We start from the raw sequence: 13,963 nt of genomic DNA on the forward strand, positions 1-13,963 counted from the left end.
CGAAGGGAGAAGGCAGAAGGCAGAAGAGCTATGCTTGGGCGCAGTAGGCAGAAGTAAGCTGATCTCTAGAAAAGATTGTCCCTTTATGTAGGATGGGCAAAGGGCCTTGCCCGTGCCCATCAGTTCCGCCTCTGGCGGCTGGTCCAAGGTGAACCCCTGGAACTATAGCCGCCAGCTTAGCATCTTAATATGGAGTTTCCACCTTGAGGAGTGTGCCGTGGATCGTCAGTTCAGCCACCCGTTCAATCGATTAAGACCATCCCAGCGTCCTGGACGCTGGTTAGCTTGGAGCCTGGCTCTGTCCCTGGGCAGCTCCGGGATGAGCATCGCACCCACCCTAGCTCAAACCACCCCTGACCCTACCCCTCAGCCAGTGGTGGCTCAGCTGGTGGTGGGCGATCGCCTATTAATCATCACTTCCACCCCTGATGGATTTCGCTACTTAGTGGCCGACGACGACGACGATGACAGTACCCTCTCTGCGGCTCTGACCGCAACGCAATTGGCCCAACAGTACCCTGAGCTGTGGGATCTGGTGCGCCCCGCCCTGGCTGAAGATGGCCCAGGCCTGATGTTGCTGGCTCCGGTTGACGGCGATCGCTAAAGGCGCGATCGCCACAGCCCAGGGTACGGCAGTTGCCCCATGGGGCGGGCGGCTATTGCCCTAGGGCATCACCTAGGAACGTGGCACCATAAAGGAACTGAGTTCAACCCCCTGCCATGCCCCAGTTCGTACAATCGTTTTACACCTGGTATAAAAACACCCTAAAGCATCCCAAGTACCGCTGGGTCTTGGCGGCGGGCACCCTACTGTACCTGCTCAGCCCCATCGACATTTCCCCCGACTTTATCCCGATCATCGGCTGGATTGATGATGCCGTTGTGGCGTCCATCTTTGTGGCGTCCATGTCTGACATTTTGCTATCTGGGTTGACCAAACGACCGTCTAACCTGCAATCTGACGATTTCAATGCCGCCCAAACCACCGTTGACGTCAACCCCGAGTAGGTTGATAGGCGGTTGGGCTAGCTTCTTTTAAGCCCATGACCTGCCCGGCTCCCCATGTATCCTCAGCGATCAGGGAGCCCTAGCACAGCAACCTCACCCTAGCCAAATCAAGTCCATCGCCGACAATGCCATTGCCCTATGCCTGTTAACAAAGATCCAAAGCCACCCCGGTCGCGCACCATTGCCAACCTTGTGCTGTGGGTCGCTACCGGCCTGTTGCTGTTGAACATTGCCTTTACCGGGTTCTCCGGTTCCCAGACCGCCAAAGAGCCTTACAGCATGTTCATCCACCGGGTGCAAGACCAGGAGGTGCTTAAAGCCTCAGTGGGTCAAGATGAAATTCGCTACCAGGTGAAAACCACCGATGGTCAACCCGGGGAAATCTACACCACCACCCCCATTTTTGACCTCCAGTTACCCCAACTGCTAGAGGATAATGGGGTTGAGTTCGCCGCACTGCCACCTCCCAAAGGTCAGTGGATTGGCAGTCTTTTAAGCTGGGTGATTCCGCCTTTGATTTTCATTGCAGTGTGGCGTTTCTTTTTGACTCGCAATGGTGGTGGTCCCCAGGGAGCATTGTCCATTGGCAAAAGTAAGGCCAAAGTTTATGTGGAAGGGGAAGCGGGCAAAATCACCTTTGAAGATGTGGCTGGGGTCGAAGAAGCCAAGGCCGAACTGGTGGAAATTGTTGACTTCCTCAAGACGCCCAAGCGGTTCACCGACCTGGGGGCTAAAATTCCCAAGGGGGTGCTACTGGTAGGACCGCCCGGTACTGGCAAAACCCTGATGGCCAAAGCCGTGGCGGGGGAAGCCGGGGTACCCTTCTTCAGCATTTCTGGCTCTGAATTTGTCGAGCTGTTTGTGGGGGTGGGCTCGTCTCGGGTGCGGGACCTGTTCGAGCAGGCCAAAAAGCAGGCCCCCTGCATCATTTTCATTGACGAACTGGATGCCATTGGCAAGTCTCGCTCCTCCAGCAGCTTCTACGGTGGCAACGATGAGCGCGAGCAAACCCTGAACCAATTGCTGACGGAACTGGATGGGTTTGATGCCAGCGACACGACAGTGATTGTGTTGGCCGCCACCAACCGTCCGGAAACCCTAGACCCAGCCCTGCTGCGACCCGGACGGTTTGACCGCCAGGTACTGGTCGATCGCCCCGACCTCAAGGGCCGTCAAGCCATCCTTGCCATCCACGCCAAAGAGGTGAAGCTGGCAGACGACGTTGACCTACAGCAAATTGCGACCCGTACCCCTGGGTTTGCGGGGGCCGACCTGGCCAACCTGGTGAATGAAGCGGCGCTGCTGGCTGCCCGCCGGGGCCATACCCAGGTGCAGCAAGCTGACTTCAGTGAGGCGATTGAACGGCTAGTGGCCGGGCTGGAGAAAAAGAGTCGAGTCCTAAGCGACAAAGAAAAAGAGATTGTCGCCTACCACGAAGTGGGCCACGCCCTGGTGGGGTCTGTGATGCCTGGCACCGACCGGGTAGAAAAGATTTCCATCATTCCCCGGGGGATGGCCGCCCTGGGCTACACCCTGCAACTGCCCACCGAAGATCGATTTCTCAGAGATGAGGCAGAACTGAAGGGACAAATTGCCACCTTGCTAGGGGGCCGCTCCGCCGAAGAACTGATTTTTGGCAACATTACCACCGGCGCCTCCAATGACCTACAGCGGGCCACAGACCTGGCCGAGCAAATGGTCACCAGCTACGGCATGAGCCAGGTGCTAGGCCCTTTAGCCTACGATCGCGCCCAGCGGAATATGTTTTTAGATAACGGTATGGGCAATGCCCGTCGCCCGATCAGCGAAGATACGGCCAAAGCAATCGATACCGAAGTGAAAACCCTGGTGGAAGCAGGTCACCAGCGAGCCCTGGATATTTTGCAGACCAATCGCTCGTTGCTAGAAAGCCTGGCCCAACAGCTGCTGGAATCTGAAGTGATCGAGGGAGACTCCCTGCGGGAACAGCTGAAACAGGTGATGCTCCCCGAAGCTCCCCTAGACCTAGAGGGGGTTCCGCCAGCGGCGGTGACCACAGTATAAGTTGGGCTTTAGGGTTGGGCTGGCAGCCCAATCCTAAAGTATCAAGTAGATGATTTAATTTCGGAGGTTATATGCAATCCACCCCAGATAGCGGTAGTCGCAAACTGCTCTCAGCCGTGAGCCACGGTTCAATTTTCTTCAATACCCTGATCTTGGCGGTGGGGATTCCTATCGTCATTTACCTGGTCTCGGACGACACCATCACCAAAGAAAGTGCCAAGGAAGCGATTAATTTCCACATCAACATGTGGTTTTGGTACCTGGTCTTTGGCACCCTGGCCTGGGTGCTGATTGGCCTACCGTTTTTGGTGATTTTGGCGATCGTCAACTTCGTCATGCCCATCCTGGCCATTATCCACAGCCTGACCAGCGACACGGTGTACCGCTACCCCCTGATTTTACGGCTGCTGTAGATCTGAGCACCGAGGTTAAACCAGATCAATAAGATCTCTCTCTAGTGGGCTGTCAAAGCTAAAAACTAGGGTAAGTGCTTTTCAAGAGATGTTTAGTCTCAGAGAGGTTGCCTCAATACAGTAAAACTTGCCGTCCTCTCCAAAGGGTACTGTGTACACAGTAGTTCCCACGGAGGGGTGCCCGTTCGCGTTCGCGAAGCGTTCCGAGGAAAAGCGTTCCGCAGGAAAGGGCGGGGTGATCCCCTCCTGGGAGGGGTGCCCGAAGGGCGGGGTGGGTCTCTTCAGGCTTGTTTGACCCACCCCTACCCACTTCGACAGGCTCAGCGCAGGCCTCCCAAGGAGGGGATTTCGGACCTTGAAGCTATCAAATCTCTACATCTGTCCATCCTAAATTCAAGACTTGACGATGCCCTAGCCTCCGTTGAGGAGACTAGGGGGAGGTTCAGTCTAATCAAGCCAACCTATTCGGCTGCTTCGTCTTCGTCGTCAGCTGCTTCCACAATCAGCATGCCCACCATGCCTTCGTCACGGTGATTGCCCACGCTACAGTAGTACTCAAATTCGCCCACTTCATCCGCCACGAACTCAACCGTACTGCACTCATCCCCTTCACTGAGGGTGTCGGTGGCCACATCAAACTCATCCACCGTCCAGTCGTGGGTACCGCCGGTCACACAAAGGGTAACTTCAACAGTGTCCCCTTGCTGCACCACAATGTCGGGGTTGGCTTCATCTTCCCCGTCGAAGAAGAACTCGCGCCCTTCAGCGGTCAAACTAACTTCAACCACTTCGCCGTTTTCAGCCTCTTCCACTGCTTCGTCTGCGTCAGTATCAACCACGCCCACTTCTTCGTCAGGCGGAGCTATATCCACCTCCCCAGGCTGACCGTTACAAGCGGTAAACAGCATCAGGGCGGCCACCGGGGCTGCAGCGAACATCAGTCGATTGGTAAATTTGCTAGCCATACTCACACCTAGTAAGAAACAAAAATTGTGATCCAGATAACATTTAACGTGATCTAGGTAACATTTAACATGAAGTGTTACAAAGTCGGCAATCCTACCTACGGTGGAGTTATGGCATCGGGGTTAACTTAACGTCAAAAAATGCTAACTAATCTGCAGGGGCGATCGCTGAAAGACAAACAAATTTCCCGTCACCCCCCGGCCAAACCGCAGGTCATCGTCCAGGTAGGAGGTAATCCACAGGGCTTCACGGCGCAGCCCTTCTAGTACTGGCACTGTCAGCTTTGGTAGGTGTAGGCCCGCAATCCCCAGGAGGCGGGTGGCTTGTACCCCAATGGTGCCAAAGCTAACCTTGGCGCTTTCCGCCTCGGCATAGGGTTGCCAGGTGCCCTTGGCCGTGGCCGTTAGCTCTCCAAAAAATGGAAGTAAAAAAGTAGCGCCATTTTCAGTAGCGATGGGTGCATCGGCCTGGTCGTTGCGGGCTAGCCGCTGCCACACCCGCTGAATGGGCAGCGACCAGGGAAAGCCTGATCCCAGGTTGCGGGTGACCACTGTGCCCCGAGAAGCGTAGATTAAGTCCCAGGTTCCTAGCAATACCGAGTGGTGGTGGGTATCTAGGGGTTGATCAATGGGGTTGAGGTATTCTAAATCAGCAATCAGTTGGTCAATGGTCGGATGCTGGGACGGTAGTAGCGCCTCTAGGGACGGTAATGCCTGAATCTGTTGAAGCAGTTGATGCTTGAGCTGAGTGCGCTGGCGTTGAAGGGAAGACAAAGACATGGCATCGATAGCGATATCGCAAACACAAGCCAAATCAAAGCCAGTCTGAAGGGGCACAATAAACGATCCCACCATCCTGGATCTGATTTGGTCTATGTAATAGGGTACCCCTGAGTGGGGCGTGGGACTCACAGCGACCCTAGAACGCCGGTACAGATCCCAGAGCAGAACCCTGGGATGCCCCAAAACTCGTGGCCAATGAGTCCAAGAACTCTGGGGTCTTGACGTACTTGACCTCCTGTACCGAGGCTCTAGGTCCCCACTGGATCGACCTGCACCTCTAGGTGGGTAGGGTTACCGTCAGTAATCACTGGAGTATGGGTGGTATTGATAAACCGCAATTCGCCATCGACTAGAATACGTGCCCGCAGGGTATAGGTATGGCGAGGGTTGATCTGCTCGGCGTCATAGACCAATTCAAAGGGAATGGGCACCTGGCGATCGCCAAAGATGGCCTGTTGGGAGGCCAGGGTAATCGCTGGGGCATCGGCCCGACTGGAATCTTCAAGCACCACCTCCAAGACGGCATGGGGGGGCATGGCAATGCGCGGTAGATAGGAAACCGTGCCTGTGACGGTGGTTTCGGTGTCCAGGTTCTGATCGTTCACCTGAATGGTTTGGGCTCCAGATGGGGCCACATGCACCTGCACCGACGGAATGCCGTCATGGCCAGTGTACTGGTAGCGGATGCCGTCAACAGAGGCGATCGCCAAGGCCCGTCCCCGTGCCACATCAAGGATAGCCGTCGACTTGTTGAACAAATTTATGTACGGCTGCCCTGCTTCCGTAAACACCCGCACCGCATAGTCAGGGGTTTGGGAGAGTACAACCGTGCCGTCAGGAACGCCCTCAACCCGCTCTGGGGTGGGGAGTTGGGCCAATTCGCTGAGGCGGTTATTGTCGGTAACGAAGGCTCGGTTAATCACCTCTGTTTGGGTTAGTTGAGGCACCACAATCCGCTGATTGTCAATGGTGATAGGGCCGTTGAGCATCACTCGCTCCCCCAAGACCACTGGGCTCAAGGCCTGGGCTTCACCGTCAATGTCCATGACGGCAGCCAGCACGGTGACCACGGCGCTGCCATCGGAGACGCCAACCCCAAGCACCGCCGCCGCATCGTCGTTACCGTCCCCATTCAGGTCACCAAAGACCATCCACATGGGCTCATTCACGAGTTCGACCCGAAATTGACCCGGTTGCTCGTATCGGCCGTTTTCGAGGGTGACGGTCACCATCTCGGCCTCTGGGCCAAAGCCAGCGGGCACAGTATAGGTGCCGTTTTGCAGGGTCGTCCAGCGATCGCACCAGGCTTGCTTTTCAGCGGTAAACACTTCCCGGGTCAGGCAGTTGTACCATTCAGGCTGCATGTCGGCCATGGCAATACCTCCCATCAATGGACCACTTAGCGGGCCGCTGCCCAGGGTGGTGACGGCAACCCCCAAACCAGTCATCAGGACTAAAATAGGCGTCTTCATTGGGTTATCTCACACCAAACAATACTTAGACCCTACCAAGGACTGATATGAAATCGGCTTGGGTTACCGTTTTAGCAACTACAATCCGCCCACAAATCGGCCTGGGCTGAGGCGACGGTGGGGGTCAAATTGATCTTTGAGGGCCTGCATCAGGGGCAGGGTATTGCCGCTATAGCCCCACACATCCAGAGTTTGTTTGAGAGCTTTGGGAGCCTCTAAGACCGTTAGATAGCCCCCCAATTCCTGACAGCGCGATCGCAGTGCCTGAACCACAGCCGCCGTCGCCAGCTCCCCCGTTAGCCGCACGGTGCCGATGCCGCTGGTGGCATGAACACAACCCAGGGCCAAGTCAGGGGCCAAGGTTTCCAAGGGTTCCAGGCTGTCTACCACCGTCGTCGGCCGTAGTCCCAGTTTGACCACAATGGCAGCATCTGTCGGGGGATCTGGGAACAGGGCCGCCTGGATCTGTGGCCAAAAGGCCTGGTCATCCTGGTCGGTCAGTAGGATCGGAGTCAGAGGCTCAGGTACCAGGGTTTGCAGCTGCTCCACCTGCTCTGTCACACCGGGGGCAATGGCCTGGAACCGAATCGCCAAGGCAAATTCAGCCTTGAGCCCCAGGCTGGCAGCCAGAGCGGGAGACAGCAGGTCAAAAGCAACCGGGGTCAGGGGCGATCGCCCCAGGGTCGCCATTAGAGGCCGCAACTCCACCGCTGGCCCAGACAGCACCACCGTGCTAGAGCTTTCCTGCACCGGGTAGAGCCGAAAGGTGAGCTGCGAGATCACCCCTAAGGTACCGTAGGAGCCGGTCAACAGCTTCATCAGGTCGTAGCCCGCCACATTTTTCACCACGCGGCCGCCGGCTTTAGCGACCTGACCGTCGTAGCGGACAAAGGAAATGCCAATCAGCATGTCCCGCAGTCCCCCATAGCGCTGCCGTCGGGAACCGGTATTGGCGGTGGCCACGATTCCCCCCAGGGTGGCCTGGGCAGCATAGGCTGGGTCCACCGCCAAAAATTGCTGATGGCGGGCTAGTTGGCTTTGCAGGTGGCTCACCACCACGCCAGCCTGGGCGGTCAGGGTCATATCGCCAATGGCGTGGTCAATCACCTGGTTAAGGCGGGCGGTACTCACCACCAGATCCAGTCCTTGGGCCAGGCCACCCCAGGTCAGCTTAGTGCCGTTACCACAGGCCAACAGCCGCCACTGCCGCTGATGGGCCGCGGCGATCACCTGGGCCAGTTCGGCTTCAGTCTGGGGAAGCGCGATCGCCTGGGACCGGTCTGGCCCAGCAACTACCTGGTCTAAGGCAGCTCCCAGGGGCGAAACCGCCGGACTTACCACCCGGTCGGGGGGGAGGATATCTGCCAGTACCGCCAATACATCGCTCATCGCTGTAACTTAGTCAATGCTAATGGCGGTGGGGCCAGTGGTTGGGGCACTGGGGGGCATATCAGTGCGAATGGTGCGGAACTCGGCATACAGGCGATCGCGCCAGTCAAAGAAGGACTGGTACTCGGGCACATCGGCTAACCCAGGCACCCCTTTAGCACAGATCCCTTCTGGCAAGTCCACATAGCGCTGAGCCGGAAACTTGATATACATCGTCGCGGCCGCCACCGCAAAGTCCGCCAGGGTGGGCTGATCCCCCAGCAGGTAGGGGCTCGCTTGCGACATTAGCACCAGGGCATCCAAGTCTTGGCGCAGAGCCGTGGCCGCCACCTTAATATCATCGGGGCCATAGCCCACCCCCGTGCCAATCAGGTTCAACACATCCCCGGGCAGCGCCCCCACCAGGTTCCGCAGCAGTTCTGGGGTAGCCGTGGGCAACAGAGCGGTGCGGAAGTTGGGATGTTGCTTGAACGCCCCAATCATCACTTTACGGGCATTGGGCACAATCGCCTCATCAGCCCACGATTCTAGGGCCAGGGTCAACCCCCGTTGCTTGGGGTCCACGGGCAACAACGGCCGATTAGGGTAGGTTTGCTCCAAGTGCAGGGCAATTGCCGTCGAGTCGGGAATGATCTGCTCGTTGTCTTTTAGCACCGGCACCTGGCGCTGACCCGACATCTGGAACAATTCCACCTGCCCTACCCCAGGGGTCACTTCAACTTTTTTGTAGGGCAACTGCTTGTAGTCGAGAATCAGGCGAATCTTTTCTGCAAAGGTGGAGGCTTCAAACTGATAAAGCTCTAACATGACCGTCCTCTGTCCTGGTTAGCATCCGAGTGAGCGTTGGATCAGATCCATGCAGGTTACTCTGAACCCGGTATCACTGTATCGCTATTTGCCAGGTCTGCACAGGCTCCATTGGGGGACTGGGGCACAATCTGAACGGTTTCAAAGCCAGCGGTAGATAACAGTTTGCCCACGGCCATCTCCGCCCGCCGATTGGCTTCATCGAGTAATCCCTCCGCACAGGCGGCGGCCTCAATCTTGGTGAGCGCCTCTTGCTGAGCCAGTTCCTGCAGGTTAGGGGCGGTGTCAGGGCCGAGCCCCAAAAAGCCCCGGTTGTAGTCGTACACGTTGGAGCGACTGAGATCGAGTTTGCTGTCTAAAATTTGGGGCGGCGGTAGGGTGACTTGAATGGCGGTTTCCCCGTCAAGCTGCACATCGGTAACCGTAATTTGGGACAGGTCAACCCCAGCTCGCACTTCCCCATAGGCGACGTAGAGCAACTGGGTCGAACCAATCACATAGCCAGCCAGGGTGCGATCGCTGCGGGTGGGCACCACCGCCTCCATGGCGAAAATGGCTGTCGTCAGTTCGCTGGCCCCCCGCAACTGCTGCACCACGATCGATCGCACGTCGACTTCGGGCTCTGGGGCTTCAGCGGTAAACATGATCCGCGCCCCTTCCAGGAAGCGATCGCCCGTGCGCCAAAACCCGATGCCCGCCGCCAGACCTAAAATCACGGCAGCGCCAATCATGGCGTTGGTGATCCCCTGCACCAGCCGAAACGGGTTTAACAGCGAGGGCCGCCGTTGAGGACGGAGCTCGGGCTGGCTGGTGTAGATATCGTGATACGGATCGCGATAGCGGGGGGGCAATGGCTCTACGGGCTCAGTTGCGGGCTCAGAATTGGGCGTTCCGGAGCCTGCATCGGCGGATCGGCGGCGGGATGATGTCTGGCGAGGTGTGGCGTGGCGCATGGTCTACCCAAAGGACTGGTCTTACCCTAGCAAAATGGCTTAATAGCCTAGTACTAGGATAAGTCCCGATGCTATCGATAGCACAGGGGGCAACCCCAACCCCCGGCATACTTTATCGCAGGGATTCAACCATCACAGCACAGCTCCACACCAAACCACTACTGAGAGCCAACCGCAGCCACCACAGATAAACCGCCTGCATCAACGCCAGGGCCCGCTCCCCATGGCCAAAAATGGTGGCTAAGAGACATGTCCCCACCAGCCCCACCGTCACCAGAAACAAGAGCTTGATTAAGCGGCAGGCCCAACGAAACAACAGACTATGGGATTGCAACATAGCCCTAGCCCTCCGAGATGATTGGCTCAACGATCAAGGTCAGGTTGTCACGGCCCCTGACCCTCACCCGAGTCCCTACCGGCAAGGACACAGGGGTAAGACATCGGGCGGTCCACCAGGTGTTTTCCAAGTAAATTCGCCCTGATTGACCGACCAGAACCGGCTCAACCACAACCGCCCGCTTATTCAGATAGGGATGGTGAATGGCTGAAGCATTCAGAGCGTAGTCAAGGGATGTCCTCAGCAGTGGGTTGTCATCCATAGGGGATGTGTCGCCCAAAAAGATAGCTTCAAAGACCGATGTCCAACGAATTGCCATAGTTAACGCCCTCCCTGGTATAGCTGAATCTATATGGATTTTGGGAGTTACTTAGAGCTGTGGCAATCCTCTGATCGATAGCGATAATAGCTAGCGACAATAGCTATAGAAGGTCGATAACGGCGATCGCTATCGAAAACCAGATAACACTCTTGATCGACTTCCGATAAAATCCCCTTTGAACCAAGTCCAAGTCCAGACCTGGAGTTCTGCCTGTGGGAAAAGTCCAGTTCCCGAGCTGGCCTTGGTATAAAGCCTGACTTATCAAGGAGAGCACTTTAGCTTATGGGGAAGCTAGGGCCCATGGGAAACCTGAAACCGCCATCGTTACCAACGGTGTTGGAGGAGGCGATTATGCTGTCACTTCTGGAGCGGCCTCGATTTGGCCAAAACATTGTCGAGGTGGTCAGTGCTGCCAGCAATGGCACCTGTCAAATTAGCTGTGGCACCCTCTATCCAGCCCTGAGGCGCTTGGAAAGTCGTGGTTTTATCAGATCGGAAAAGTCTGAGGCTAATCTGGTTGTCCGCAGGGGGCATAACCGCTGCTACTATGCCGTTACGGATCAGGGACGAGAGGTGCTGAATAATTTAGAAGCCATGCGCCATCAAATAAAAAAATATGATGAAGCGCTTGAAGTTGTGACTTGATTCATATCAGATATTGGGTTAAATATCTAGCTATTGTCTCATTGAAATCGTCGCTTCATTTTTAGTTTCACACTTTTTCATACTGAATATCTGCTCATTTGAGGACTGGCCTCAGGTAAAGTCACCATGTTTGTACAACTGATTGAAAACGCCGCTAAGTTTTTAGTTTACGAGCCGATCAGAGATGAGTCTCTAGGGGATCTGTGGGAAATTGATTATCGGTTAAAAGCTGAACAAACCCCCAAACCAATTCGTCTGGTTAAGGCTCTATGGAACTTTTTGCAAATCATTAGAGCCTCAGTGATTTTGTTTTTTGAGGAGCAAATTTTCCCCCTGATCCAGGCTAGCCGCAGTCGTGATAATTTAGGTCGTGATCTAACCGCTAATGATACAAACAGTAGTCTGCAGGGTAAAGTGCTAACTCCAGAGGCGATCGCTGAGGTCCGACGCTATTGCAAGGCTCGTCGACTATACAATCCTGCCCTCAGTCGCAGACTTTTAAATGATTCCCCTACCCCCTATATTTACTGGATCAGGCAGTGCGATCGCATCATCGAACAATGCCAGAAGCGCGGCCATAACAGTATTGATACTGAAGCCATCGTCAATAGTTTTATATTGAGCAACTTACTTAGAAAGCTGGAGGCGGCTCCCCCTCACCAGGTCAACCTAGAAGCCTTTAAGGCCTTGGTTCAAGACGTCCCCCTGACCGATGCCTTCCTAGAGCGCTATGTGGCCTTTGACCGCCAAAGCTATGGTCGCCAGTTAATTTGCCGCACCTGGTCCCTGGCGGTCTATGTAATCAGTTGGATGCCGGGCCAAGAATCCTGGCTGCACCACCATGGCCATGCCCTCGATGCCATCAAAGTCATTCGTGGGGAAATGACCCACTGGACGGTTTCCCCTGGGGATTGTGAGGGGGATGTACCCTTTGAAGGGTTCTCGCGATCTAAGCGCTATGAAGGACCCGCTCAAGTATTTACCGCTGGCGATCTTGTGCTAATTGACCGTGGCGTTGGCCATCAGATTAGTAATCGATCCTCTGAAAACCTGGTCACCCTACATTTCCGGTTTGGCCATCCCCCCGAAGATAACCACTGGCGCACCACCAGCGATACAGAAATGCTGGTCTGGAAGCAAACGGAAGGCTGCTTTGACCTATTGCCCCCCGATCGCGACTGCGTGCTTCACTAGTCACGGTAGCCGATCTACTCTACAGCTCCCAGAGTGTTGGCTGGGGGTGCCCCACCACTCATAGGCAATTAGTCGGCAACTAGTCCAAGTCCCCTAGGATCTGGCCATACTATACCGATGCTCTAGCCTAACCAGTAGCACGTTGATATCAGCGGTACCACTGCTGGGTCGCCACAGGTTACCCTCCGACTTTAGCGAGAATCCCTTGCAGCAAAATCACCAGGGGTAGCAGCGACACCACAAACAGCACCCACGACACCAGGGAACCGGCCAACCCCATGGCCAGCAACCCTAAGGCGATGCTGCCAAAGAGGATCAGACCGATGATCAAGAGCCACCAGGGGGCACGACCGCGAGACAGATTGCTATAGGCCATCCCCCGCTGTTCAATGCGACCCATGGGGCTATCGCCGGAGGGAATGCGATTGTAGTCTTGGGGACGCTGATCCGCTGGGACCTCGATAGAGTACTCTTCGGGCTGCTGTTTTGGCAAATACTCGTTGAAGTTATCGGGTTCTGGCATGGGACGAATGCTAGTAACACTTTCCAGTAGGGTAGCCGGTTATGGGAGGCTTTCACTTACTGGTGTACAAAATCTGTACAATGCGCCGTCCCGGTTCGCACAGGGCATCGCGGGCCACCACCGCCACCGCCCCGGTGACACTGGCCTGGTATTCGGCCACCACATCACCAAAGGCATTGCGCTGCCGAGCAATGGTCTGGCCGGGGATAACGCAATCGCGTAGGTCCACCAGCAGTTCTAAAAAACCGCCCCCTGTTGCCCGGATGGTCTCCAGAGAATTGCCAAAGACGGTGCCCACCTCGGCGGCGGTGCGCCCCAGGGGGCCAGGCACAATCCCGTGGTGCTTGAGCAGATTCAGGCTACCCTCCACCGCCAGGGCAATTTTGTCAGGCTCAAACCGGCGCCCCTCGCCAATTTCCACCGTCAGCGAGGGAATCCCTGCCTGTACCAGGGCGGTTTCCAGGGTGCCGGTGAGGCCAGGGTCATCCTTGATCTGTTCGACGGGAAACAGCTCGGCCATTTGCCGAATCTCCGGCTGCCTCAGGTCGGCAAATAGCAACAGGGGGAAGGCACTGCCAGTGGTCATAGTGTGGTAATCGATCGCCGCCGTCAGGGCATTGGGCATCAACAACCGGTTCCACAGTAGCCCCGCCTGGCGCGCAACCGGATTATCACCAGCTTCATCCCCAGGCCACACCCGATTCGGATCGAGGGATTGGCCCCCTTGCATGGCCATGGGCCAAAAGGGGCGGCTGTATTCGATCGCTGGTCGCGATACCCCCAAGACCGCTATCACTGCACCGCTGATGGTGGCCGGGTCCAACTGGGCGATCAGCCGCTGCACCGTATCGATACCGCTGACCTCATCCCCGTGAATCCCAGATACCAGAGCAATGCAGGGGCCAGGGTGGCGGCCCTTGACCACCACCACCGGCACATACCAGCACTGACCAGTGCCCATTTGTACCCCCTGGAAGTAAAACCGATGGCGATCGCCCCCCGGCAGATCCGCCACCCCTAAGTGGCTAATCACCGGGATGCCCTGCAGGGTATCGCCAGTGTAGAGGGTCTGAGGCGCAGGTGATGGTTGGGAAAACGGGATCGCCATC

The 13,963-nt window shown here is 56.3% G+C and carries 15 protein-coding genes and 1 pseudogene; 6 read left to right on the forward strand and 10 right to left on the reverse strand.

Going from position 1 to position 13,963, the window contains the following annotated elements; all coding sequences use genetic code 11:
* Nucleotides 1-217 precede the first annotated feature (217 nt).
* From E1H13_RS16305 to E1H13_RS16320, 4 genes and pseudogenes are all read left to right on the forward strand, one after another.
* Complete coding sequence (locus E1H13_RS16305) at nt 218-604, forward strand: hypothetical protein (RefSeq protein ID WP_169614572.1); 387 nt, start codon at nt 218-220, stop codon at nt 602-604.
* 185 nt (nt 605-789) lie between these two features.
* A pseudogene (locus tag E1H13_RS27320) lies at nt 790-885 on the forward strand (DUF1232 domain-containing protein); the annotation flags it as partial.
* 261 nt (nt 886-1,146) lie between these two features.
* Entirely contained in the window at nt 1,147-3,051 is a 1,905-nt protein-coding gene (gene ftsH / locus E1H13_RS16315) for an ATP-dependent zinc metalloprotease FtsH (RefSeq protein ID WP_169614575.1), read from the forward strand.
* A 71-nt stretch (nt 3,052-3,122) separates the two neighbouring features.
* Nucleotides 3,123-3,464, forward strand: coding sequence for a DUF4870 domain-containing protein (locus tag E1H13_RS16320; RefSeq protein ID WP_169614577.1), 342 nt, complete (start codon nt 3,123-3,125; stop codon nt 3,462-3,464).
* Nucleotides 3,465-3,925: 461 nt separating this feature from the next.
* Here E1H13_RS16320 and E1H13_RS16325 read toward each other — a convergent pair whose 3' ends face one another.
* From E1H13_RS16325 to E1H13_RS16360, 8 genes are all read right to left on the reverse strand, one after another.
* The gene (locus E1H13_RS16325) at nt 3,926-4,429 is read right to left on the reverse strand and encodes a cupredoxin domain-containing protein (protein ID WP_169614579.1); all 504 of its coding nucleotides are present in this window, start codon (nt 4,427-4,429) and stop codon (nt 3,926-3,928) included.
* A gap of 144 nt (nt 4,430-4,573) precedes the next feature.
* Nucleotides 4,574-5,284: a PAP/fibrillin family protein gene (locus tag E1H13_RS16330; protein ID WP_206070599.1), complete on the reverse strand. Its 711-nt coding sequence runs from the start codon at nt 5,282-5,284 to the stop codon at nt 4,574-4,576.
* 176 nt (nt 5,285-5,460) lie between these two features.
* Nucleotides 5,461-6,684, reverse strand: a complete 1,224-nt coding sequence (locus E1H13_RS26940) for a YbaY family lipoprotein (protein WP_206070601.1) — start codon at nt 6,682-6,684, stop codon at nt 5,461-5,463.
* Nucleotides 6,685-6,762: 78 nt separating this feature from the next.
* The gene (locus E1H13_RS16340; protein WP_169614581.1) at nt 6,763-8,073 is read right to left on the reverse strand and encodes an FAD-binding oxidoreductase; all 1,311 of its coding nucleotides are present in this window, start codon (nt 8,071-8,073) and stop codon (nt 6,763-6,765) included.
* Between the two features lie 9 nt (nt 8,074-8,082).
* A complete protein-coding gene (locus E1H13_RS16345) occupies nt 8,083-8,880 on the reverse strand; it encodes a glutathione S-transferase family protein (RefSeq protein ID WP_169614583.1) in 798 nt (265 codons plus the stop codon).
* Between the two features lie 56 nt (nt 8,881-8,936).
* Nucleotides 8,937-9,833: a DUF4230 domain-containing protein gene (locus E1H13_RS16350; protein ID WP_240966675.1), complete on the reverse strand. Its 897-nt coding sequence runs from the start codon at nt 9,831-9,833 to the stop codon at nt 8,937-8,939.
* A gap of 112 nt (nt 9,834-9,945) precedes the next feature.
* On the reverse strand, nt 9,946-10,170 hold the full coding sequence (locus E1H13_RS16355) for a hypothetical protein (RefSeq protein WP_169614585.1): 225 nt from the start codon (nt 10,168-10,170) through the stop codon (nt 9,946-9,948).
* Nucleotides 10,171-10,174: 4 nt separating this feature from the next.
* The gene (locus E1H13_RS16360) at nt 10,175-10,489 is read right to left on the reverse strand and encodes an NfeD family protein (RefSeq protein WP_169614586.1); all 315 of its coding nucleotides are present in this window, start codon (nt 10,487-10,489) and stop codon (nt 10,175-10,177) included.
* A 303-nt stretch (nt 10,490-10,792) separates the two neighbouring features.
* Here E1H13_RS16360 and E1H13_RS16365 point away from each other — a divergent pair, with 303 nt between their 5' ends.
* Nucleotides 10,793-11,137, forward strand: coding sequence for a PadR family transcriptional regulator (locus tag E1H13_RS16365; RefSeq protein WP_169614588.1), 345 nt, complete (start codon nt 10,793-10,795; stop codon nt 11,135-11,137).
* A 126-nt stretch (nt 11,138-11,263) separates the two neighbouring features.
* Entirely contained in the window at nt 11,264-12,331 is a 1,068-nt protein-coding gene (locus tag E1H13_RS16370; RefSeq protein ID WP_169614590.1) for a hypothetical protein, read from the forward strand.
* Between the two features lie 178 nt (nt 12,332-12,509).
* On the opposite strand, the gene E1H13_RS16375 is transcribed toward E1H13_RS16370, so the two are convergent.
* Together E1H13_RS16375 and E1H13_RS16380 are read right to left on the reverse strand one after the other, a co-directional pair.
* Nucleotides 12,510-12,854 (reverse strand): hypothetical protein, encoded by a 345-nt coding sequence (locus tag E1H13_RS16375; protein ID WP_169614592.1) that lies wholly within the window; start codon nt 12,852-12,854, stop codon nt 12,510-12,512.
* A 52-nt stretch (nt 12,855-12,906) separates the two neighbouring features.
* On the reverse strand, nt 12,907-13,962 hold the full coding sequence (locus E1H13_RS16380) for a succinylglutamate desuccinylase/aspartoacylase family protein (protein ID WP_169614593.1): 1,056 nt from the start codon (nt 13,960-13,962) through the stop codon (nt 12,907-12,909).
* Nucleotide 13,963 lies beyond the last annotated feature (1 nt).

Origin of the sequence: Nodosilinea sp. P-1105 (assembly GCF_012911975.1) — a bacterium.
Lineage (GTDB): Bacteria > Cyanobacteriota > Cyanobacteriia > Phormidesmidales > Phormidesmidaceae > Nodosilinea.